At 62.5% G+C, this 21668-nt stretch carries 20 protein-coding genes and 1 pseudogene; 9 read left to right on the forward strand and 12 right to left on the reverse strand.

All coding sequences use genetic code 11. The features are described 5' to 3' along the window. On the reverse strand, window positions 1-433 hold a 433-nt coding region (locus tag EOA85_RS06225), incomplete at its 3' end, for a LysR family transcriptional regulator (protein WP_164759508.1). 131 nt (window positions 434-564) lie between these two features. Here EOA85_RS06225 and EOA85_RS06230 point away from each other — a divergent pair. After that, a complete protein-coding gene (locus tag EOA85_RS06230; RefSeq protein WP_127208747.1) occupies window positions 565-1296 on the forward strand; it encodes an SDR family oxidoreductase in 732 nt (243 codons plus the stop codon). 10 nt (window positions 1297-1306) lie between these two features. Here EOA85_RS06230 and EOA85_RS06235 read toward each other — a convergent pair whose 3' ends face one another. After that, the gene (locus tag EOA85_RS06235) at window positions 1307-2527 is read right to left on the reverse strand and encodes an alanine racemase (RefSeq protein ID WP_029351502.1); all 1221 of its coding nucleotides are present in this window, start codon (window positions 2525-2527) and stop codon (window positions 1307-1309) included. Window positions 2528-2743: 216 nt separating this feature from the next. Between EOA85_RS06235 and EOA85_RS06240 the strand changes: the two genes are divergently transcribed. Next, on the forward strand, window positions 2744-3646 hold the full coding sequence (locus EOA85_RS06240; protein ID WP_127208748.1) for a DMT family transporter: 903 nt from the start codon (window positions 2744-2746) through the stop codon (window positions 3644-3646). A gap of 480 nt (window positions 3647-4126) precedes the next feature. On the opposite strand, the gene metF is transcribed toward EOA85_RS06240, so the two are convergent. Further along, complete coding sequence (gene metF / locus EOA85_RS06245; protein ID WP_127208749.1) at window positions 4127-5044, reverse strand: methylenetetrahydrofolate reductase [NAD(P)H]; 918 nt, start codon at window positions 5042-5044, stop codon at window positions 4127-4129. After that, the gene (locus EOA85_RS06250; RefSeq protein ID WP_127208750.1) at window positions 5044-6066 is read right to left on the reverse strand and encodes a metalloregulator ArsR/SmtB family transcription factor; all 1023 of its coding nucleotides are present in this window, start codon (window positions 6064-6066) and stop codon (window positions 5044-5046) included. The genes metF and EOA85_RS06250 overlap by 1 nt, the downstream gene beginning before the upstream one ends. Before the next feature lie 142 nt (window positions 6067-6208). Between EOA85_RS06250 and tsaA the strand changes: the two genes are divergently transcribed. From tsaA to EOA85_RS06265, 3 genes are all read left to right on the forward strand, one after another. Then, window positions 6209-6730, forward strand: a complete 522-nt coding sequence (tsaA, locus tag EOA85_RS06255; RefSeq protein ID WP_164759509.1) for a tRNA (N6-threonylcarbamoyladenosine(37)-N6)-methyltransferase TrmO — start codon at window positions 6209-6211, stop codon at window positions 6728-6730. Next, window positions 6727-7038 (forward strand): DUF2293 domain-containing protein, encoded by a 312-nt coding sequence (locus EOA85_RS06260; RefSeq protein ID WP_065010335.1) that lies wholly within the window; start codon window positions 6727-6729, stop codon window positions 7036-7038. Before tsaA ends, EOA85_RS06260 begins: the two co-directional genes overlap by 4 nt. Before the next feature lie 102 nt (window positions 7039-7140). Beyond that, window positions 7141-8100 carry a D-amino acid aminotransferase gene (locus EOA85_RS06265; RefSeq protein ID WP_127208752.1) on the forward strand — a complete coding sequence of 320 codons (960 nt, stop codon included), beginning with the start codon at window positions 7141-7143 and terminating at the stop codon, window positions 8098-8100. An 11-nt stretch (window positions 8101-8111) separates the two neighbouring features. Here the strand turns inward: EOA85_RS06265 and EOA85_RS06270 are convergent, their stop codons facing one another. The 4 genes from EOA85_RS06270 to ettA form a co-directional block, all read right to left on the reverse strand. Continuing rightward, window positions 8112-8729: an MOSC domain-containing protein gene (locus EOA85_RS06270; protein ID WP_127208753.1), complete on the reverse strand. Its 618-nt coding sequence runs from the start codon at window positions 8727-8729 to the stop codon at window positions 8112-8114. Window positions 8730-8875: 146 nt separating this feature from the next. Further along, window positions 8876-9997: a beta-ketoacyl-ACP synthase III gene (locus tag EOA85_RS06275; protein WP_095492241.1), complete on the reverse strand. Its 1122-nt coding sequence runs from the start codon at window positions 9995-9997 to the stop codon at window positions 8876-8878. A gap of 208 nt (window positions 9998-10205) precedes the next feature. Continuing rightward, a complete protein-coding gene (gene tam / locus EOA85_RS06280) occupies window positions 10206-10976 on the reverse strand; it encodes a trans-aconitate 2-methyltransferase (RefSeq protein WP_127208754.1) in 771 nt (256 codons plus the stop codon). Between the two features lie 48 nt (window positions 10977-11024). Beyond that, window positions 11025-12674: an energy-dependent translational throttle protein EttA gene (gene ettA / locus EOA85_RS06285; protein ID WP_127208755.1), complete on the reverse strand. Its 1650-nt coding sequence runs from the start codon at window positions 12672-12674 to the stop codon at window positions 11025-11027. Between the two features lie 203 nt (window positions 12675-12877). Here ettA and EOA85_RS06290 point away from each other — a divergent pair. Then, window positions 12878-14233, forward strand: a pseudogene (locus tag EOA85_RS06290) (GGDEF domain-containing protein). 21 nt (window positions 14234-14254) lie between these two features. On the opposite strand, the gene EOA85_RS06295 reads toward EOA85_RS06290, so the two are convergent. Then, window positions 14255-15280 carry a ribonuclease gene (locus EOA85_RS06295; protein ID WP_127208756.1) on the reverse strand — a complete coding sequence of 342 codons (1026 nt, stop codon included), beginning with the start codon at window positions 15278-15280 and terminating at the stop codon, window positions 14255-14257. Window positions 15281-15481: 201 nt separating this feature from the next. Here EOA85_RS06295 and EOA85_RS06300 point away from each other — a divergent pair, with 201 nt between their 5' ends. The 3 genes from EOA85_RS06300 to EOA85_RS06310 are packed head-to-tail and all read left to right on the forward strand — an operon-like array spanning window position 15482 to window position 19336. After that, complete coding sequence (locus EOA85_RS06300) at window positions 15482-16480, forward strand: alpha/beta hydrolase (RefSeq protein ID WP_127208757.1); 999 nt, start codon at window positions 15482-15484, stop codon at window positions 16478-16480. A 34-nt stretch (window positions 16481-16514) separates the two neighbouring features. Then, complete coding sequence (locus EOA85_RS06305) at window positions 16515-17690, forward strand: CaiB/BaiF CoA-transferase family protein (RefSeq protein WP_127208758.1); 1176 nt, start codon at window positions 16515-16517, stop codon at window positions 17688-17690. Beyond that, window positions 17687-19336 carry a thiamine pyrophosphate-binding protein gene (locus EOA85_RS06310; RefSeq protein ID WP_127208759.1) on the forward strand — a complete coding sequence of 550 codons (1650 nt, stop codon included), beginning with the start codon at window positions 17687-17689 and terminating at the stop codon, window positions 19334-19336. Before EOA85_RS06305 ends, EOA85_RS06310 begins: the two co-directional genes overlap by 4 nt. Window positions 19337-19378: 42 nt before the next feature. On the opposite strand, the gene EOA85_RS06315 is transcribed toward EOA85_RS06310, so the two are convergent. From EOA85_RS06315 to EOA85_RS06325, 3 genes are all read right to left on the reverse strand, one after another. Further along, complete coding sequence (locus EOA85_RS06315; protein ID WP_065009914.1) at window positions 19379-19828, reverse strand: CHRD domain-containing protein; 450 nt, start codon at window positions 19826-19828, stop codon at window positions 19379-19381. A 197-nt stretch (window positions 19829-20025) separates the two neighbouring features. Continuing rightward, window positions 20026-20997, reverse strand: a complete 972-nt coding sequence (locus EOA85_RS06320) for an ABC transporter substrate-binding protein (protein ID WP_127208760.1) — start codon at window positions 20995-20997, stop codon at window positions 20026-20028. Window positions 20998-21078: 81 nt separating this feature from the next. Then, on the reverse strand, window positions 21079-21668 hold a 590-nt coding region (locus EOA85_RS06325; protein ID WP_164759510.1), incomplete at its 5' end, for an ABC transporter permease.

The following is a 21668-nucleotide window of genomic DNA, read 5'->3' on the forward strand; positions in this document are numbered from 1 at the left end:
TTCCGGCATCGAACCGCCCCTCGACAATGTCGGTCAGCATATCGTCGATGATGACGGTCAGCGCGATATCGGGATAGGCGCGCTGAAAATCGCCGAGGATGGGAGTAATGAAACGTATGGCAGCGATGCGTGGAACGTTGATGCGCAGCGAGCCTGCCGGCCGATCGCGTGATGCATGAGCGTCGGCGACAGCGCCTTCCAGTTCGCTGAATGCCGGAGCGAGGCGGGCAAACAGCGTTTCGCCTGCTGCGGTCGGCGACACGCTGCGGGTCGTGCGGTTGAGCAGCCGGACACCGACACGCTCTTCGAGCCCGCGGATCGTCTGGCTAAGCGCTGGCGGCGAGATCCTGAGCCTGGCCGCGGCGCGGACAAAGCTGCCCTCCTCGATGATCGCTGCAAACGCCTTGAGCTCGGAAAACTCGGTTCCTCGCATTATGTACCTCTAGCTTAACGAGTTACTTAGATAATAGCCCATTATTTGATCAATAGCATGCTCCTAGCTTTCGACAGATGGAATCGTCGCTTTATTGAAGCGGCCGCAACACCAGTCGAAAGGAATGCTTCATGTCTCATTCGCTTGAAGGCAAAACCGCGCTCGTGACGGGCAGTTCGCGCGGCATTGGACGCGCCATCGCCGAGGGGCTAGCTGCAAACGGGGCGACCGTCGTCGTCAACTATGTCGGTAACGAGAAAGCCGCCGAGGAGGCCGTTGCCGCCGTCCGCGAGAGTGGCGGAAAAGCTCTTGCCATTCAGGCCGACATCTCCAGCGTTTCCGACATCCGCCGGCTGTTCGATGAGACCGAAAAGCAGATGGGGGCAATTGACATCGTTGTCGCCAACGTCGGCGTCGCCGTCATAAAGCCGCTGGTCGAGGCCACCGAAGCCGACTTCGACCACGTCTTCGGCGCCAACGCCAGAGGCACCTTCTTCACGCTTCAGGAAGCGGCGCGCCGCGTGCGCGACGGTGGCCGCATCATCGCCGTCTCTACCGGTGGAACCAAGATGTTCTTCACGCAGACGGCCCTTTATCTCGGCAGCAAAGGAGCCGTCGAGCAGTTCGTCCGCGTCCTCTCGCGCGAACTCGGGCCGCGCCGCGTCACCGTGAATGCGCTTTCGCCAGGCTTTACCGACACCGACCTGCTGCCCGAGCGAGATCGCGCGATCGCCGCCGGCATGTCGCCTTTCGGCAGGATCGGAGCGCCGCGCGATGTTGCCGACGTCGCGGTTTTCCTCGCCTCCGACCAAGCCCGCTGGCTGACCGGCGAGAACATTCAGGCCGGCGGCGGAGTGGCCTGACCTACATGGCCTAATCCGCCATCGTCTCCAGGCTGGCAAACCCTTGCGGCGCGTCCCCTTCGTCGAACGGCGTCGTCACTTCGACGAAGGTGTCGGGATAGAAGCCATTGAAGCGTGTCCTCAGCGACAGCGAATAGGCGCCGATATGACCGATCTCGATCCAGTCGCCGGTATCGACCGTTTCCGGCAGCCAGAACGGCCGCGACAGGATATCGACGGAATCGCAGGTCGCGCCGCAGACCTTGAACGGCACAATGGTCTTCTCCTCGCCATTGCGCGAACGGATCGCCGGGTCTGGGATGAAGCGCGCCGGCAGCGTGATCTTGCCGGTCCATGAATCCGACAGCGACGCCCAAATGCCGTCATTGATGTAGAGCCGCTTGCCCTTGCGCAGCAGCACGCGCACGATCAGTGACAGGCAGCGCGCCACGATCACCCGGCCCGGCTCCGCCACCAGCGGCATCTGGTCGAACTGATATTCGTTCAGGTCGCCCGACAGCCGCGACATGATCTGGCCGAGCGACGGCATCTCGATCAGCTTGCGGTTGGGATCATGGCCATATTCGGCGGGAAAACCGCCGCCGACATCGAGCCCGGCAATGTCGAAGCTGACGCGGTTGCGCACCCAGTCGGCCGAGGCCAGCGCCCGCTCATAGGTGTCGGGATCCTCGATCTGGCTGCCGACATGGAAGCACAGCCCGACCTTGTAGCCCGTCCGGTTCAGCCGTTCGGCCAGCTCGACCGCATTGGCCGGTCCGGCGCCGAATTTCTTCGACAGTTCGTAGGCGGCCGATCCTTTCGTCTGGATGCGCACGAATACAGTGATCGCACCCGGATCGATATCGAGCGCCCGCACCACGCGGGTCAGCTTGGTGATCTCGTCCTCATGATCGAGCGAGATGACCCGGATACCATATTTCTCCAGCGCCAGCTTGATATCCGACTGTGCCTTGACCGGATGCATGTAGAGCATCTCGGCGTCGGGCGAGACCGCGCGCACGGCGGCGAATTCGCCGGGCGAGGCCACGTCGAAAGTGCCGACGCCGGCCTCAACCAGCGCCTTCAGCACGATCTGCTCGCCGTTGGTCTTGACCGCATAGGCGGTCTTGCCGGGAAACATGCCCATGAACTGCGCGGCGTCCGCCTTCAGCACCTGCGGGCGAAAGCAATAAATCGGATCGTCCGGGCGAAGCGCCAGCGCCGCTTCGCGCGCATTTTCGAATCGCTGCATGGACGAATCCCTTGACCTAGACTGCGCACAATTAATCCAACCTATGCGGGAATGAAAACAATTCTGTGTCTCGCGGCCCGAACGCCGCGGCGCTACGCCAGATGATGGGAATGCTAGCCCACCGATCTGGATTCGGGTGGCCCTTGCCGTCGAACAGGATATGACCTGAACAGACGCCTGATTGGCTTGATTCAGAGCCATCTGGGAGGACGATCCATGGCAATGCGCGGACCTATGGCCCTGAAAGACTGGGCACAACTTCTGCTGTTAGGTGCGATCTGGGGTGGCTCGTTCTTCTTTGCCCGCATTGCGGTTGCCGAGATTCCCCCGCTGGTGCTGGTGCTGTTTCGCGTCGCCATCGCGGCGCTGGCGCTGCATCTCTATCTCGGCCAGCGCGGTCCGTCGTTCCGCCTCGCCTTGCCGCATGCCGGTCTGTTCTTCCTGCTGGCGCTCGTCAACAACGTCATTCCCTTCTCGCTGATCTTCGCCGGCCAGACCGAACTTGGCGCCGGTGTCGCCTCGGTGCTCAATTCGACGACGCCGTTCTGGACGTTAATCCTCGCCAACGCGCTGACATCAGACGAAAAACTCTCCTGGAACAAGCTTGCCGGGATCGCGCTCGGCATCGTCGGCACGGCGGTGATGATCGGTCCCGGCCTGCTTGCCGGGCTGGCCGGACCGGTCTGGGCGAAATTCGCGCTTGTCGGTGCGTCGCTGTCCTATGCGGTCGCCCTGATGATTGCCCGCCGCTTCAAGGGCGTGCCTTCATCGGTCATCGCCACGGGACAATTGACCGCCTCGACCATTATCATGATCCCGATCGTGCTGCTTAGCCACGGCACTGCCAACCTGTTTTCGGCCTCGCCGCCGGTGTGGGCAGCGGTGTTGGCGCTGGCCCTGCTGTCCACCGCCTTCGCCTACATCCTTTATTTCAACCTCGTCGCCTCGGCCGGCGCCACCAACGCCTCGCTGGTCACGCTGATCGTGCCGGCCAGTGCCATCCTGCTCGGCTTTCTGTTCCTGGGCGAGCGGCTCGAATTGTTCGAGCTCGGCGGCATGGCACTGATCGCGATGGGCCTCGTCACCATCGACGGCCGCCTGTTCGGCCGCCAGCATTAGAGCTTCGTATTGGACACGCAAACGACGCTCTAACTCGTTGAACTTCGCATCGACCCGAAAATCGATTCCGACTTTCGGCTACGGTAGCGCTGTCATATCTATCCTCGCCCCAGCTTCGTCACATTTTATGCACAGGTCCGAAGCGGGATTTTGCCGAAGAGTTTCAAGACCTAACGGCAAATGGCCGGTCGTGAATTCCACAATGTCGTCGCATTGCAGCATATTTTCCGCTTGCCTGTGGCACAAATGACCCTAGACTCTGGCCATAGCTCTTTAAGAGGAGGCTATGACGTGGGACTCACGAGGCCAATCAACGCATTGATGATCTGTGCTGCGTTTGCATTCATCGGAGCCCTAATTATGGGTTTTCTTCCGTAGACCCGCCAAAGCAACGGAAGATCAGCACCGAATAGTCCAAGTCATTGAAAAGGCCGGGTTTTTACCCGGCCTTTTTTGCATTTCCAAAGACTCGATCGAGACTTACGCCGCAGCAGACCCCGCAGCTTCAGCCTCATGCGAGCGGATGCCGATCATGTGGCAGACGGCGAAGACCAGATCGGCCCGGTTCATCGTGTAGAAATGGAAATCACTGACGCCGCGCTCGACAAGGTCCAGCACCTGCTCGGCCGCCACCGCGGATGCCACCAGCGCATGCGTCTGCGGGTCCTTCTGTAGCCCGTCGAAGCGCTCGGCCAGCCATGCCGGCACCAGCGCGCCGCAGCGCGACGAGAAATTGGCGACCTGGGTGAAATTGTGGACCGGCAATATGCCCGGCACGATCGGGATGTAGATGCCGGCCCGCCGTGCCCGCTCGACATAGCGCTCGTAGAGGTCATTGTCGAAGAAGAACTGGGTGATCGCCCGCGTCGCGCCATTGTCGACCTTGCGCTTCAGCATGTCGATGTCGGTGGCGAAATCCGGGCTCTCCGGATGCTTTTCCGGATAGGCGGAGACCGAGATGTCGAAATCGCCGACACTCTTCAGCGCCCCCACCAGTTCGGCGCCATTGGCATAGCCGTCCGGATGCGGACGGTAGGCGGCGCCGACGCCCTCGGCCGGGTCGCCGCGCAAGGCGACGAAGCGGGTGACCCCCATCTCGGCAAATTCCTGAATGACCTCATCGACCTCGTGACGCGCCGCATCGACGCACGTCATGTGCGCCGCCGGCGTCAGCGCCGTTTCGTTGAGGATGCGCTTGACCGTGCGTGCCGTGCGCTCGCGGGTCGAGCCGCCGGCGCCATAGGTGACGGAGACGAATTTCGGCTTGAGCGGCTGCAGCCGGGTAACTGTGTCCCACAGCCGTGCTTCCATTTCATCGCTCTTCGGTGGGAAGAACTCGAACGAAACCCGGATCTTGTCACCAATGTCAGGGCGGCGGGAAAAGCGGAACTGGTTCATCAGGCGGTTTCCCCTATCGGATAGGCATTGGCCGGTTGTGCGTGGTTGGAAGGATCGGCGATCAGCATGCGCTGATCACGGCCGAGCCACAGTTTTACGGTGAGCCTGGCCTCGTTGCCGCCGCGCGGCTCGAATTCCTGGCTGTCCTCGAGGTCGAGCCCGGCATCGGAAAACCACTCGGTGATCTGCCGGTCGGAAAAGCCGAGCCGCACATGCGCGTGCGCGTCGCGCAGGAATTCCAGCGCGTGCGGAGCGAAATCGACGATCACCAGCCGGCCTGCCGGGCGCAGCAGCCTTGCTGCCTCGCGGATGGCGCGGGCGGGATCGTCGAGATAGTGCAGCACCTGGTGGATTGTAACGAGATCGAAGGCATCGCGCTCGACCGGCGGCGCAAAAATGTCGCCCTGGCGCACCTGCGCATTCGAAATGCCGGCCTTGTCGAGATTGGCGCGCGCCACCGTCAGCATTTCGCGCGACATGTCGATGCCGATGCCGCGCCGGTAGAGCGGCGAAAAGATCTCGAGCAGCCGCCCGGTTCCGGTGCCGAGATCGAGCATCGACTGGAACGGCCGCTTGCCGACGAGCTTGAGCAGCGCCGCCTCCACGGCGCGGTCCGGCACATGCAGCGAGCGGATATGGTCCCAGCTTGCGGCGTTTACGGAGAAATATTCGGCGGCGCGATCCTGCCGCTTGCGCTTGACCGCCGCCAACCGCTCGAGGTCACGCTCGACCTGCGGATCGGCAGCCCGGATGCCGGAGACCAGCCTGAGCACGAAATCCCGCGCCGCATCCGAATCCGACAGCCGGAAGAAGGCCCATGAGCCCTCCTGGTAACGGCCGATCAGTCCCGCCTCCAGCAAAAGCTTCAGGTGGCGCGAGACGCGCGGCTGCGACTGGCCGAGGATTTCGGTGAGATCGGAAACGGTCAGGTCACCGCGCGACAGCAACGCCAGGATGCGCAACCGGCTAGATTCGGCCGCCGCCTTCAATGTATCTACCATGGTGTCGAGTGCGACATGCATGCGAGCATTCTCTTTGAAAAGATATAAACATATGTTTATGTCGATTTTGATAGGCTTGCAAGCGCTATGTCGCTTACGGACAAGAATATGACGCATGCGCGGTGGATCGCGCAAAGCCAGAAGCATGATCGGGGCGGAAACCATGTTCGAGACGCGCAGCGGCGAAAAGCTTCTGGAAAACGATCCGGCAGATATGCCGCCGGACGGCCATGTGGTCTTCATCGGTCGCATCGCCTCGCCCTGGACCGCGCGGGAAACTTGCCCCAAGAACATGAGATCCGCGCGGGAAACAGGACAGCCGGCGGTTCTCACGATCGACCAGCCCTATCGTAACGGCCTGCTCGGCCTGGAGGGCGCGAGCCACATCATCATCCTGTCCTGGCTGCACCATGCGCCGCGGACCCTGATTGTCCAGAACCCCCGCCATGCGGCTGAACCGAAAGGCGTTTTTTCGCTGCGCTCCCCTGCCCGGCCGAACCCTGTCGGGTTGCACATCGCCAAGCTCGTCGCCCTCGACATCGACACGGGTCGTATCGATATCGATGCGATCGACGTGCTCGACGGCACGCCGGTCATCGACATCAAGCCTTATTTCGCGTCGACCGATGCCTTTGCGAACGCAACGATTGCCGGGCGGGACGAGCCCGGACAGGACGGGAGATGAGCGCGCCGACCGGCCGTCGCCGCGCCATCGCCAAGGCGCTGACGGCGTTATTACCGCTGGCGCCCTATGCTGACATGGAAAAGATCCGCGCCGACGCCGGCGCGGTGCATATGAAGAGCCTGCCGCCGACGATCGCCGTGTGGCTGGCGACGACAGCTCATATCCGTCATGTGCACACCGACTACGAAAAACTGCTGGCCGAAGGCTATGACCGCGACTCCGCGCGCTTCTTCGTCATGGAACAGACCAACATCGTCCTGACCCGCTGGCGCGCCACCCGTCTGCTCGAGGATGACGATGAGGACTAACAACTTCTCTCGATGGCCCAGCGGCAAGCCCAGCCTGTGTCTTGTACTCTGCGGCTCTATCCCGCCATCTGATCGGCGAAAAACGATCTGACGGAGGACGTGATGAGCAAGCCGGCCGATGGGCACACTAAACCACTGCCCTCGCTCTCCGCCCATCACATAGACCCGCACTCCTATCCGGAAGGCGTTGCCTTCCTGGACGGGCAATATCTGCCGATGTCGCAAGCCAAGATCTCGGTGCTGGATTGGGGCTTCCTGCATTCCGACGCTACCTACGACACGGTGCATGTCTGGGACGGCCGCTTCTTCCGCCTCGACCTGCATCTCGATCGCTTCTTCGGCGGGCTGGAAAAGCTGCGCATGACGATCCCGTTCGACCGCGAAGGCGTCGCCGAAATCCTCCACAATTGCGTGTCGCTGTCGGGTCATCGCGCCGCTTATGTCGAGATGCTGTGCACGCGCGGCGCCTCGCCGACCTTCAGCCGCGACCCGCGCGACGCGGTCAACCGCTTCATGGCTTTCGCCGTTCCCTTCGGCTCGGTCGCCAATGCCGAACAATTGGAGCGCGGCCTGCATGTGGCGATCAGCGACAAGGTGCGCATCCCACCGGCTTCGATCGACCCGGCGATCAAGAACTATCACTGGCTCGACCTGGTGCGAGGCCTCTACGACGCCTATGAGCGCGGCGCCGAGACCGCGCTGGTCCTCGATTTCAACGGCAATGTCGCGGAAGGCCCCGGCTTCAACGTCTTTTGCGTGGATGACGGTAAACTGTCGACCCCGGCTGTCGGCGTGCTGCCCGGCATCACCCGCCGCACCGTCTTCGATCTCTGCGCGGAGGCCGGGCTTGCCGTCACAGCAGCCGATGTCAGCGTCGCTGCGCTGCGTCAGGCCGACGAGGTCTTCATCACCTCGACTGCCGGCGGCATCATGCCGGTGACGATGATCGACAGTATTCCGGTCGCGGACGGTAAGGTCGGCGCGATTACCAGGCGCCTCACGGCGATCTATTGGCAAAAGCACGAAGACCCGGCCTGGTCCAACTTGGTGCGCTATCCCTGACCCGAGCGTGGCTACGCGCGGTAAATCCACTGCTCGGGCACACGCACCGAAATCTCCTCGCCGGTCGTGATGCGGCCTGGTCTTTCGACCCAGGCGACGAGGCCGCGCAACCGCTTTGCCGCCTTCGGGAACAGCAAAGCGCCGCCCTCGTGGTCGGCCATTCCGGCATTTTCGGCGACCGATCGCCCGGCGATGCGGCAAGGCCCGTTCTGCGCGTCGACCTTGATGGTGACGCCGCCCTTGAAGAACAGCAGCGTGCCGGACGGCAGCATGGAGAGATGGGGCAGGCCTTCGATCAAGAGATTGGCGCCGATCCACTCCGGCTTGATATCGCCGATGCCCATCCGCTGGGCGACGATCGCCAGCTCGTCCGCCGCCACGATCGACAGCTGCCGCTCGTTGCGCATCTCGGTGCCGCGTGGATACCAGGGCTCGCGCCCGCCCGAGCGCCGCGTCGCGCCAGCGTGGAAATCGCCGTCGATGCCGTTGAAGCCGAGCCGCAATTCATCCACCGCGCGCGTCTCGAAATGATCTGATGGCGCGACGTAAAGCGCGGCAACCTGCGCGGCAAGCTTCCGCGCCGGGATGATTTCGACCGGGTTCTCGGTCTCGGGGAAGAGATCCAGCATAAGGCTTCGCTCCGTGCGTGATGCCAGGCAATTAGCCGCAGTGAGCTCACCAGGTCCAGTCTAAAGCACTGATGCTCCAATCAAGCAGACTGATGCGATTACAAACCGGCGCCCGCTAATGCTGGTGCCGTTCGCGCCAAGACAAATCAGAGCATGCGCAATAGCGCCCCGCCAATCGAATAGCCGGCGCCGAAGGCGCAGAGCAGGCCATAGTCGCCGGCCTTCATGTCGGCGTGGTTCTCCGACAGGGCGACGATCGCGCCTGCGCCTGCGGTATTGCCGAGGCGCTCCAGCACCATCGGCGCACGGTCATGGCCGACCTCATGGCCGAACGACAGCTTCAGGATCATGGCGTTCATCCGGGCATTGGCCTGATGCAGCCAGAAGCGCCGGATCGCCTGCGGCGTCAGCCCGTGCTCGGCCAGGAACTCGACGATGAACTTGTGTCCGGCGACGGTGACTTCCTTGAACACCTTGTTGCCGACCTGCTTGATCAGATTGCCTTCCAGATTGATCATATATGGATCGTCCTGGGCGGTGCGCGTGTAATAGCCGAGATTGGTGCGAATGTTGTTGGACATCTGCGTCCAGGTCCGCGTGTCGAGCACCTCAAAGCGTCCCGGCCGCTTGTCGCCCTGGGCAAGCCCCTCGACGATCATCGAGACAGAAGCATCGCCGAAGATGAAATGCGTCTGCCGGTCGCGGAAATTGAGATGGCCGGTGATGATCTCGGGCGTCGTGACCAGCACGCGCCTGTGTGCGCCGGCCCGTACCAGATTGACCGCAATGTGCAATGCCGCCGCCGCCGATGAGCAGCCAAGGCCCATATCGAAACCAGCGCCCTTCGTGCCCATCGCCTGCTGCATCTCGATGGCGATCGCCGGATAGGGCCGCTGGTGATGCGAGGCCGAGCAGATCACCAGGTCGATATCCCCAGGCTCCAGGCCGGCATGGTCGAGCGCTTTCCTGGCGGACGCGATGCCGAACTCGGCCTCCAGCGACAGCGCATCGTCCGGCCGCGCCGGAATGCGCGGCGCCATGCGGGTCGGGTCGAGAATGCCTTCGCGCTCGATCACATGGCGGGTCTGCACGCCCGAAGCATGGACGATGAAGGCACTGTCCGACTTCTGCAGCAGTGTCTCGCCCGAAGCTTCGCGGCGGACATTCTCCATGTCGACCCAGGCATTGAAGCTGTCGACCAGTTCTTCATTGGTGATTGAAGGCTCGGGGATTTCAACGCCGATGCCGCTGATGATGACGCGATGCATTTTTCAGTTCGTCCCCATGCGCAGCGTTGCGGCTTGATGTGGGCGCCGCGAAGACTGGGCGCAACTGTTTTTCCTACCTGGTGGGCGTTTACGCCGGCTTAAATCAAGTGCCTGAGACAAAAGACCACGACCTTGCGTGGCTGAATGCGCATGGTGGTGAAACCGGGTCAAGCGCCGCCAGGCACTGCCTCTCGGTGTGGCTCCGTTTCTAAGCGGATCGCCGCGCAACGATGAACAAGCGCGGGAAACGCAGCAGCACCTTGCCGTTCGCCGTGTTCGGATAGGCCTCTGCTATCCTGGCTATGTAGCGCGTGAGAAAAAGCCGGCGCTCGGCCTCGTCGAGCGGGTCGAGGAACGGCTTCAGCCCGGTCGACTTCAGCCACTCGACGATTGCTTCGGCACCGGCCAGCGGATGATTGTAGGCGGTGTGCCAGATGTCGAGCCGGTCGGAGAACGGCGACAAAAGATCGTAGTAGAACGAAACCGGCGGCAGCGGCCCGCGCGCAGCACCCGCGAGCGTTTCGGCAAACGGCATTTCGGCCGCCGTCTCCCGCATCAGCCGGTGCGAGGGCTCGCTAATATTGTCGGGCATCTGCACGGCAAGCGCGCCGCCCGGCGCCAAAAAACCCATCAGCCGCTGGAAGATCGCCGGATGCTCCGGCAGCCACTGGAACACTGCGTTGGCGAAGATCACGTCGACAGGCTCCGCCGGCTGCCACGCCGCCGCATCGGCCAACTCGAAGGTTACATCAGGCAAGCGTGCCCTCGCCTTGTCGATCATGTCAGGCGAGGTGTCGAAACCGCTGACCTGCGCGCTCGGCCAGCGCTCGACCAGCAATTCGGTGGAATTGCCCGGCCCGCAGCCGATGTCGACCACCCGGCGCGGTGCCTCCACCGGCACCTGCGCGACGAGATCGCGCGACGGCCGCGTGCGCTCGTCCTCGAATTTGAGATATTGGGCGGCGGACCAGTCGGCCATTTCAGCTCCTCAGATCATTTGAGAATTCGCCGCCCTAAAATAAGAACCCTATCGCGTCAGCCGCTTGTACGTCATGCGGTGCGGGTTGACAGCGTCAGGGCCGAGCCGTCGGATCTTGTCCTGCTCGTAATCCTCGAAATTGCCCTCGAACCATTCGACATGGCTGTCGCCCTCGAAGGCAAGGATATGCGTCGCCAACCGGTCGAGGAACATGCGGTCGTGCGAGATGATGACGGCGCAGCCGGCGAAGTTTTCCAGCGCGTCTTCGAGTGCCGCCAGCGTTTCCGTATCGAGATCGTTGGTCGGTTCGTCGAGCAGCAGCACATTGCCACCGGTCTTCAGCATCTTGGCCAGGTGCACACGGTTGCGCTGGCCGCCGGACAAATTGCCGACCTTCTGCTGCTGATCGCCGCCACGGAAATTGAACGACGCGCAATAGGCGCGGGTGTTGGCTTCGTATTTGCCAAGCTTGACCACTTCGGCGCCGCCCGAGATTTCTTCCCACACTGTCTTGGTTGGGTCGAGTGCGTCGCGGCTCTGATCGACGTAGCCGAGCTTGACCGTCTCGCCGACGCGGATCGTGCCGGCATCCGGCTTTTCCTGGCCGGTGATCATGCGAAACAGCGTCGTCTTGCCGGCGCCGTTCGGGCCGATGACGCCGACGATGCCGCCGGGCGGCAGCTTGAATTCGAGATCATCGATCAACAGCGTGTCGACAAAGCCCTTCGACAGGCCCTCGACCTCGATCACCACATTGCCGAGCCGCTCGCCATGCGGAATGACAATCTGCGAGTCGGTCGGGCGCCGCTTGTCGGCCGCATCCAGCAGATCCTGGAACGCCTGGATGCGCGCTTTCGACTTGGTCTGCCGGGCTTTTGGGCTGGACTGGATCCACTCGCGCTCGCGACCGATCGCCCGCTGGCGCGCGTCGTCCTCGCGGCCTTCCTGCTTGAGCCGCTTGGCTTTGGCTTCGAGATATTTGGTGTAGTTGCCCTCATAGGGAATACCACGGCCGCGATCGAGCTCCAGGATCCAGCCGGTGACATTGTCGAGGAAGTAGCGATCGTGGGTGATGATCATCACCGCGCCCGGATAGGCGCGCAGATGCTTTTCCAGCCAGGCCGTCGTCTCGGCGTCGAGATGGTTGGTCGGCTCGTCGAGCAGCAAGAGGTCGGGCTGGCGCAGCAGGAGCTGGCATAGCGCGACGCGCCGGCGCTCGCCGCCCGACAGCTTGGTGACGTCGGCTTCCTTGGGCGGGCAGCCCAGCGCTTCCATCGCCATTTCGACCTGCTGTTCGAGATCCCACAGGTTCAGCCGGTCCATCTCGTCCTGGAGCTTGGCCGACTCGTCGGCCGTCTCGTCGGAATAGTTCATCATCAATTCGTTGTAGCGCTCGATGATCGCGGTCTTGGCGGCGACGCCTTCCATGACGTTCTCGAACACAGTCTTGCTCGGATCGAGTGCCGGCTCTTGCGCCAGGTAGCCGACGGTGGCGCCTTCGGCCAGCCACGCCTCGCCGCTCCACTCCTTGTCGATGCCGGCCATGATCTTGAGGATGGTCGACTTGCCCGCGCCGTTCGGCCCGAGGATGCCGATCTTAGCGTCCGGGTAGAAGGAGAGGTGGATGTTCTCGAGCACCTTCTTGGTGCCATAGGCCTTGTTGAGGCCGGCCATGTGATAGATGAACTGGCGTGCCACGCGCGCTTTCCCTGAAAAGTCGACTGTAATGTCGGATTGAATGGAAGTTGGGCGCTATGTAGGCGATGCCGCGCCGAACGGCAAACTGTTTTGGCGCCTCACGCCTGTATTCGGGCCGAAGACGCTCATTGAACTGGCGCCGCTTTCGGTTCGCTGGACAGTCCGGCGAAATCTGCGGTTAACCATTCCGCGTCAGAAAGGTGTTGGATGGGGAATCGCCGGCAAGCCGCGATTTCTGCAGAGAAAGATCGGATCGACGGCGTTTCTGAACAGTTTCCCGCTCCTTGCCGAAGCGGTTCTCTACTTCGGCGTCATGGTCACGCTTTTCCGTTTCAGGCACCGCATCGGCCTCGGCGTGTTTGTCTGCGCCCTCGGCGTCATGCATTTTCTCGAAACCTACCTCGCCAGCGTCTTCTATGTCGCGCTGCCGTTCGGCATGGTTTCGCCCGGGTCCGCGGTGCTGTTTTCCGGCAAGCTGGTGATGCTGCTGCTGCTCTACATCAAGGAGGACGCGGCAACCGTCCGGCAGCCGATCTACGGCCTGCTGCTCGGCAATGCCCTGATGATCGGGCTTGTGCTGGTCCTGCGCCTGCACGAGATCGCAGCGCTTCCCAACGGCAGACGTCCCAACATCGGCTTCATCGACCAGATGGGCTGGCTGATGGTGTGGGGCACGACGCTGCTCTTCCTCGACGCCATCCTGATCATCCTGCTTTACAAAAAAGCTCGGGGCGTTATCTCCGCAAGGCGCTGTTCTCTCGCATCCTGATCTCCGTCGCTTGCGTGCTCACTTTCGACCAGACTGGATTTTCACCGCGCTGCACTTCGTCACCGGTGCGCCGATCGCGGTTTTCTTCGGCGGCTGGTTCGCCAAGATGGGGGCGGCGCTTGCCTACAGCATCATGCTGGTCGCTTATATCAGATGGTTCGAGGCGCGGCAGATCCCGGCGCCGCGTGGACTATCCGACATCTTCGACACGTTGACCTATCGCGAGCGCTATGAGGCGCTGGTCGAGCATGTCGGCCGCGACGGCCTCACCGGTCTGCTGCACAGAGGACGCTTCGACAGCGACGGCGAAGCCGCTGTTGCGGCCAGCCTGCGGACGGCCAAGCCGCTCAGCCTCTTGGTCATCGATGTCGACCACTTCAAATCGATCAACGACCGCTTCGGCCGCGCCGAGGGCGACAAGGTGCTGAAATCCGTCGCCGCCCTGCTTGGCGAGATTGTCGGTCCAGAGGATCAGGTGTTCAGAATTGGCGGCGAGGAATTCGCCATCCTCTGCTCACGTTCGCATTCGGTCGCCAGGCTGCTTGGCGAAAGCATCAGGCACGCGGTCAAGGCATCCGCAAGCACGAGCCGGTTCGACATCACCGTCAGCGCCGGCATCTCCACTGTCAGCGAGACGACCCGCTGCCTTGCCGATGTTTTTGCGCTGGCCGATCAGCGCCTCTACAAAGCCAAATCGACCGGACGCGAACGCGTCGTCGGCGAACCGGGCGGCCACGAGGCTGACAGCCTCACCGCGTGGACCAGATCAGGACGCGGCATCGGCGCATAGCATCCAGACCGGCTCGGCGTGTCACTGGAACTCGATCGGATCGACGGTGCCTTTCGGACAGCCGGCATTGTTCGTCGGCACCGATGCCAGCAACAGCTCACTGAGCGAAGGGTTTGGACCGATCGGGCCGGCCAGGCCGAGCGTCAGTTCGCCGATCAGCCGCCTGCCGCTCGAATGGTCGTTCAGACAGGAGACGCGAACCCGCGCGCCCGCGCCGGGACCGAAAGCACTATCGAAGGCGCTGCGGATCTGGTCGGAGGTCAGATCCCGGCCAACGTTTTGTGTGAAAAGATCACGCACCGGTGAAGCATTCACCGCGCGCGTCAGGTTCAGCGCATCGGAAAAATACTCCTGCTGGCTCTTGCCGTAACAGGTGCCATGCTTGATCCACTCATGCCTGTCGAGATCAGATGCGGTGCCTGGCATTACCTGATCGAGCTCCGACCGCGTGTTCGGCTCGAGCTCGACCGGCGGCAGGTCCCGCCAGTGCGCCGGATTGTCGTTCGCCCTGTCGGCCGCTGCCACCTCGCAATAGAAATTTCCGTTCGGCTGCGGCCACAGCCCATGCAAGGTGAAATGCCTCGCTTCGAAACCGGCCGCCGTCTGCGCCTTGCATTCGGTCTTGCTGGGCTTGGTTTCGCAAAACGCCGGCTGCCAGCTCAGCGCGAGGACATATTCGGGCCTTCCCGAGATCGGCGCAGCGGACTTCTCCCGGTCGACCGGCGCGGGTGCTGCCGGTTCCGTGGATGCGCTGCCACCCGAAACATGGCCGCAGTCGATCCTCACCCAGCGGCGCTCGGGGTCGGCGCCCGGCACTCGGATCAGATAGTGCGTGGGAGCATCCTTGTTGCCAGCCAGCAGCTCATAGCTCTGTCCCGCATCGGTCGAGATGTTGCCGGGATTCTTGCCGTTCATGATGGCCTGTGTCGCTGGACAGGTGGCGTCGGCCACGAAGGAGCCGCTCATCTTCACCTCGGCCCGAGCAGTACCCGTTAGCAACGCGGCGACAAGCGCAAATTCGAAAACCAGACCTGTCCGCGTATGCATGAAAATACCCCGGTGAAAAATGCTGCGGCAACAGACTGCCGCCCTCTCTTGGTATCAAATTCTCCATGTCAGAATTGCGATACCCGCGTTGCGACGCAAGAACAGCACTGCGGAAAACAAGGCCAACGGATTGACGCAAAACCGGCGTCGGCGCACACAAACGTCCGCAGGCGTGAAAGACGCGTTGGAGACGAAGCGACAATGTCATTCAGCCAGCAGCGCGTGCTCCGATCGCCGACCGGCGCCGAGCTCAACCTTTATGTGAAACGTGCCGAGGGCGGCGCGCGCGCGGTCGTCCAGATTAATCACGGGCTGGCCGAACACGCCGCGCGCTATGTCCGCTTCGCTACCTTTCTGGGTGAGCGCGGCTTCCATGTCTACGCCCATGATCATCGCGGCCATGGCGCAACCAAGGCGCCCGATGCCCCACTCGGCAGGTTTGCTCAAAAACACGGCGGCGCCAAGGTCGTTGCCGATGTCGCCGCTGTGCACGACCTGATCGCCGGCGACCACCCCGGCCTGCCCGTCATCGTCTTCGGCCATTCCATGGGCGGCCTTGTCGCGCTGAATTTCATCCTTCATCATTCGAGCCGCCTGCACGCCGCCGCCATCTGGAACGCTAATTTTTCCGCCGGGCTCGCCAGCCGTGCCGTGCAAATCATCCTGGCCTGGGAAAAATTCCGGCTCGGCTCCGACATGCCGTCGCGTATGCTGCCGCGACTGACCTTCCAGGCCTGGGGCAAAGCCGTCCCCGATCACCGCACGCCGTTCGACTGGCTGTCGCGCGACGCAGCCGAAGTCGACAAGTATATCGCCGATCCGCTATGCGGTTGGGATGCCTCCGTGTCGATGTGGCGCGACCTGTTCGGGTTCGTCTTCGACGGTGCCGACGACACTAATTTTTCCGGTGTCCGCAAGACCCTGCCGATCTGCCTGGTCGGCGGCGAAAAGGACCCCGCCACCGACGGCGGCAGGGCTGTCAGCCATCTCGCTGGCCGCCTGCACAGGATAGGTTTTTCGAATCTCGTTTCAAAGGTTTACGCCGAGACCCGCCACGAAAGTCTGAACGAGGTGAATCGAGATAAAATCATGGACGATTTCGCCTTATGGGCCGACAGCGTGCTGAAACAACCATGCTCGACATCAACAAGATCGGGTTTGGCCCATTGCAAGAACCGTGACAGCATCACGCGGGATTGATACAGGCTGCGTTTCCGATCAATCACGGTGATCCATGACTGAGCCTCCGCTGAAAGGTGTCCGCGTAATCGAACTCGCCCGCATCCTGGCCGGACCGTGGGCGGGGCAGATGCTTGCCGATCTCGGCGCCGACGTCATCAAGGTCGAGAGCCCGGATGGCGGCGACGACACCCGCAAATGGGGTCCGCCCTTCGTCATGAGCCATGACGGCGAAAACCTCTCGGCCGCCTACTATCATTCCTGCAATCGCGGCAAGCGCTCCATCGCCATCGATTTCTCGACGCCCGAGGGCGCCGAGACAGTGCGCCGGCTGGTCGCCACATCGGACGTTCTGATCGAAAACTTCAAGGTCGGCGGCCTGAAGAAATACGGCCTCGACTATGACAGCCTCAGGGAAATAAACCCGCGGCTGATCTATTGCTCGATCACCGGCTTCGGCCAGGACGGGCCCTATGCGCCGCGCGCCGGCTATGACTTCATCATCCAGGGCATGGGCGGCATGATGTCGATCACCGGCGAGGCCGGCCGCGAGCCGCAAAAGGCCGGTGTCGCCGTCTCCGACATTTTCACCGGCTTGTATTCGGTGATTGCCATCCAGGCCGCACTTCGCCATGCCGAGAAGACCGGCGAAGGCCAGCATATCGACATGGCGCTCTACGACACCCAGATCTCGGCGCTCGGCAACCAGAACCTCAATTATCTGGTCTCGGGAAAATCGCCGGTGCAGATGGGCAACGCGCATATGAACATTGCGCCTTACGAAGTGGTGCCGGTGAAGGACGGCCATATCATCCTGGCGATCGGCAATGACGGCCAGTTCGCTAAATTCTGCGCGGCCATCGGCTTGGACGATCTGCCATCGGACCCCGATTTCGCCACCAATCCCGCCCGGGTCGCCAACCGGGCGAAGCTGCGCGAGCATATAATCGAGGCGCTGAAAACCTTCGATCGCGATCCGCTGCTGGCTAAACTGGAGGCGGCAAGTGTGCCTGCCAGCCCGATCAACACGATCGGGCAGATGTTCGCCGACCCGCAGACCATCGCGCGCGGCATGCGGCTCGACCTCGACGACGGCCACGGCAATCTCTTGCCCTCGGTGCGCGCGCCGACGGTCATGTCGGGCACGCCGCTGGTCTATGAGCGGCCCTCGCCGCGTCTCGGCGAACACACCGAAGAAATCCTTGCCGAACTGGAGAGGTCAGGAAAATGAGGACCGGCGGACAACTGATCGTCGATGCGCTTGAAGCCAATGGCAGCGACCGCATCTATTGCGTGCCCGGGGAATCCTATCTTGCGGTGCTCGACGCGTTGCACGATTCAACGATCCGCACCATCGTCTGCCGCCAGGAAGGCGGTGCTGCAATGATGGCCGACTGCCATGGCCGCCTGACCGGCAAGCCCGGCATCTGCTTCGTCACCCGCGGACCCGGCGCCACCAACGCCTCGGCCGGCATCCACATCGCCATGCAGGATTCGGTTCCCGTCATCCTGTTCATCGGCCAGGTCGCCAGCCATGCCAAGGGGCGCGAGGCTTTTCAAGAGGTCGACTATGTCAGGTTCTTCGGCGATATCGCCAAATGGGTGGTCGAGATCGACGATGCCTCGCGCATTCCCGAATTCGTCACGCGCGCCTTCGCGGTGGCGACGTCCGGCCGCCCCGGCCCGGTCGTCATCTCGCTGCCGGAAGACATGCTGACCAGCCTTGCCGAGGCGCCAGAAGCCCTGCCCCACACGCCGGTCGAAACGCGGCCGGGCGAGGCCGAGCTCGATGCTCTCGAAAAGCTCCTCAACAAGGCGCAGCGCCCTTTCGTTATCCTAGGCGGCACGCGCTGGGATGCGGAGGCCGTCGCGCGAATGCGGACGATCGCCGAAGCCTGGTCGCTGCCGGTCGGCTGCTCCTTCCGCCGCCAGATGCTGTTCGATCATCTCCACCCGAACTATGCCGGTGATGTGGGCATTGGCATCAACCCGAAGCTGGCCACCGCGATCAAGCAGGCCGACCTCGTGTTGCTGATCGGCGGCCGCATGGGCGAGATGCCTTCCTCCGACTACACGCTGCTCAAGAGCCCCTATCCCGACCAAATGCTGGTCCATATCCACGCCGATGCCGGCGAGCTCGGCCGTGTCTACCGGCCGACGCTGGCGATCAACGCCTCGCCTTCCGCGTTCGTCGAAGCCTTCGCCGGGCGCAAGCCGGCCGCCACGCCCGTCTGGGCGGATGAAACACCGAAGCTGCACGCAGCCTATCTCGACTGGTCGACTCCGCCCGAAAGTGGTCCCGGCTCCGTCCAGATGGGGCCGATCATGAACTATCTCGAAACGATGCTGCCCGACGACGCGATCCTCACCAACGGCGCCGGCAACTACGCCACCTGGGTGCACCGTTTCCACCGGTCCCGGCGCTTTGCCACGCAGGCCGCCCCCACCTCCGGCTCGATGGGCTATGGCACGCCGGCAGCGGTCGCAGCCAAGGAATTGTTCCCCGAGCGCGATGTGATAGCCTTTGCCGGCGACGGCTGCTTCCTGATGAACGGGCAGGAGTTCGCCACTGCCGTGCAATACGATCTGCCGATCATCGTCATCGTCGTCAACAACGGCATCTACGGCACCATCCGCATGCATCAGGAGCGCGAGTATCCGGGCCGCGTCGTCGCCACCGATCTGCGAAATCCCGACTTTGCGGCTTTGGCCCGCGCCTATGGCGGCCATGGCGAAACGGTCGAGAAGACGGCCGATTTCGCGCCGGCCTTCGAACGCGCGCGTGCCAGCGGCAAGCCGTCGATTGTCGAGATCAGGCTCGACCCCGAGGCCATCACGCCAACCCGCACGATGACCCAGATAAGAGACAGGTCGTGATCCGATAGGAAGGGCTGCCCTTTCCGTTGGCGCAAGACTTGGCTACATCGTCGCCGCCTTCTCGATCTGTCCGCGGATCTCGCCGTCCTTGTGGGCCGCCGTATGGATGTTGATGTAGTATTTGCCGGCCATCAGGTCGGCAGCCTGGGCGTCGGTCAGAATCGCCGCCCCCTTGAACGGGCTTTTCGGAGCGCCCTTGAACGGGACGGCGACGCCGGCATTTTCACCCTTTGCCGCCGGACCGTGAATATGTCCGGCCGTCGCCGGGCCGCTGAGACCTGAATACGTCACGTTCCAGGTGAGCTGTTTCGTGGCGGTGTCGAAGACGAGAGCGGCGGTACCCTTGCCCTCCGTGGTGATGGGCGGATTCTGCTGAGCGCCATCGAGCGTCGCCTTCATCTTCATCATGTCGGCCAAAGCCGGTGAAGCGCATAGGACGGAAGCCGAAACGGCCAGCGCCGAAAGCTTCGGCGAGAAGGATTGCATGCGCATGGGAATCTCCGTTGTGGCGGTGACATCCGCTGAAGCTGGATGCACTGGAACAACGGTTGTGGCGAGCGGATGTTTCCACCGGTAACGGCTATTTTACATCCCAGCAAAAAGGGCCGGTCGCCCGCCCCTTTCCGAATTGCAGGCTGCAGAGGCCAGGTTGATCGCCTCTACCCGACCGCCCTATTGATGGCCCTGCCCTACTTGATCGCCTTGTCGGTGATGGCAGTCGTGTAGGCGCCGGTCGGCTCCTTGGTGATGATCTTCTGGTCGAGCAGCGCCTTGGCGGTGCGCGCGTAGGTCGCCGGGTCGAGTTTGCCGTCGGCATTGTCGATCAGCTTGGCGACTTCGCCCATCATGCGCTTTTGGTGGTTCTCGTCCTGGCCGCCATTGTCCATGACGATGCCGGCCGCCTCGTCGGAATTGTCGACGGCGTATTTCCAGCCCTTCATCGAGGCGCGCACGAAACGCACCATCTTGTCCTCGAAGGCCGGATCCTTGAGCTTGTCCTCCAGGGCATAGAGCCCGTCCTCAAGCAGGTCGTTGCCCATGGCGGAGTAGTTGAAAACGATCAGCTCTTCCGGCTTGTAGCCGGCATCGATGAGCTGCCAATATTCGTTGTAGGTCATGACCGAAATGCAATCCGCCTGCTTCTGGATCAGCGGCTGCACGTCGAAACTCTGCTTCAGCACGGTGACGCCGTCCGGGCCGCCGTCGGTCTTCAGGCCGAGTTTGTTCATCCAGGCGTAGAACGGATATTCGTTGCCGAAGAACCAGACGCCGAGCGTATGTCCCTTGAAGTCGGCTTCGGTCTTGACCGGGCCATCCTTCGGACAGACCAGCTGCATGCCGGCCTTCTTGAACGGTTGGGCGATATTGACCAGCGGCACACCCTTTTCGCGGGCGGCGAGCGCGCCGCCCATCCAGTCAACGATGACGTCGGCGCCGCCGCCGGCGATCACCTGCTCCGGCGCGATATCGGGGCCGCCCGGCTTGATCTCGACGTCGAGGCCCTCGGCCTCGTAGAACCCCTTGTCCTTGGCGACGTAGTAGCCGGCGAACTGGGCCTGCGTGACCCATTTCAGCTGCAGCGTCACCTTGTCCGCGGCCATCGCCTGGAACGCGGCAAGCGACATCGCGCCGGCCAGCATCGAAATAGCAAGTCTTTTCATGTTTTTACCCTCTGAAGTTAAGTGTTCACCCTTTAGGATCAGGACCTTCAATGCGCTCCTGATTCCAAACCCGCCACCGCTCTATCCACCACGGACGGAGGAATGCCAAAACGTAACGGCTCTCTCGAAAAGAGCGACCACGCCATAAAAGACCGAACCCGCAAGTGCTGCAACTGCGATTTCGGCCCAGACCATATCGATGTTCATCCGCCCGACTTCGGTCGAAATCCGGAATCCCATGCCGACCACCGGCGTGCCGAAGAACTCCGCGACAATGGCGCCGATCAGCGCCAGCGTCGAATTGATTTTCAGCGCGTTGAAGATGAAGGGGGCTGCCGCCGGCAACCGCAACTTGAACAGCGTCTGCCAGTAACTCGACGCATAGGTGCGCATCAGGTCGCGCTCCATGTGGCCGGAGGCGGCAAGGCCTGCGACCGTATTCACCAGCATCGGGAAGAAGGTCATGATGATGACCACGGCGGCCTTCGACTGCCAGTCGAAGCCGAACCACATGACCATGATCGGCGCCACGCCGATGATCGGCAGCGCCGACACCATGTTGCCGATCGGCAAAAGCCCGCGCCGCAGGAACGGCACGCGGTCGGCCGCGACGGCGGCGAGGAAGCCGGCGCCGCTGCCAACCACATAGCCGAAGATCACCGCCTTGAAGA

This window comes from Mesorhizobium sp. M5C.F.Ca.IN.020.29.1.1 (genome assembly GCF_003997375.1).
Taxonomy (GTDB): Bacteria; Pseudomonadota; Alphaproteobacteria; order Rhizobiales; family Rhizobiaceae; genus Mesorhizobium; species Mesorhizobium wenxiniae.

Excerpts from the sequence above, each read along its gene's own strand:
- EOA85_RS06320 (WP_127208760.1), bottom strand. The coding sequence starts at position 20,997 with ATGAAAAGACTTGCTATTTCGATGCTGGCCGGCGCGATGTCGCTTGCC.
- EOA85_RS06260 (WP_065010335.1), top strand. The coding sequence starts at position 6,727 with ATGAGCGCGCCGACCGGCCGTCGCCGCGCCATCGCCAAGGCGCTGACG.
- EOA85_RS06275 (WP_095492241.1), bottom strand. The coding sequence starts at position 9,997 with ATGCATCGCGTCATCATCAGCGGCATCGGCGTTGAAATCCCCGAGCCT.
- EOA85_RS06235 (WP_029351502.1), bottom strand. The coding sequence starts at position 2,527 with ATGCAGCGATTCGAAAATGCGCGCGAAGCGGCGCTGGCGCTTCGCCCG.
- EOA85_RS06270 (WP_127208753.1), bottom strand. The coding sequence starts at position 8,729 with ATGCTGGATCTCTTCCCCGAGACCGAGAACCCGGTCGAAATCATCCCG.
- EOA85_RS06240 (WP_127208748.1), top strand. The coding sequence starts at position 2,744 with ATGGCAATGCGCGGACCTATGGCCCTGAAAGACTGGGCACAACTTCTG.
- tam (WP_127208754.1), bottom strand. The coding sequence starts at position 10,976 with ATGGCCGACTGGTCCGCCGCCCAATATCTCAAATTCGAGGACGAGCGC.
- EOA85_RS06310 (WP_127208759.1), top strand. The coding sequence starts at position 17,687 with ATGAGGACCGGCGGACAACTGATCGTCGATGCGCTTGAAGCCAATGGC.
- EOA85_RS06305 (WP_127208758.1), top strand. The coding sequence starts at position 16,515 with ATGACTGAGCCTCCGCTGAAAGGTGTCCGCGTAATCGAACTCGCCCGC.
- EOA85_RS06250 (WP_127208750.1), bottom strand. The coding sequence starts at position 6,066 with ATGCATGTCGCACTCGACACCATGGTAGATACATTGAAGGCGGCGGCC.
- tsaA (WP_164759509.1), top strand. The coding sequence starts at position 6,209 with ATGTTCGAGACGCGCAGCGGCGAAAAGCTTCTGGAAAACGATCCGGCA.
- EOA85_RS06230 (WP_127208747.1), top strand. The coding sequence starts at position 565 with ATGTCTCATTCGCTTGAAGGCAAAACCGCGCTCGTGACGGGCAGTTCG.
- EOA85_RS06315 (WP_065009914.1), bottom strand. The coding sequence starts at position 19,828 with ATGCGCATGCAATCCTTCTCGCCGAAGCTTTCGGCGCTGGCCGTTTCG.
- EOA85_RS06265 (WP_127208752.1), top strand. The coding sequence starts at position 7,141 with ATGAGCAAGCCGGCCGATGGGCACACTAAACCACTGCCCTCGCTCTCC.
- EOA85_RS06295 (WP_127208756.1), bottom strand. The coding sequence starts at position 15,280 with ATGCATACGCGGACAGGTCTGGTTTTCGAATTTGCGCTTGTCGCCGCG.
- EOA85_RS06300 (WP_127208757.1), top strand. The coding sequence starts at position 15,482 with ATGTCATTCAGCCAGCAGCGCGTGCTCCGATCGCCGACCGGCGCCGAG.
- metF (WP_127208749.1), bottom strand. The coding sequence starts at position 5,044 with ATGAACCAGTTCCGCTTTTCCCGCCGCCCTGACATTGGTGACAAGATC.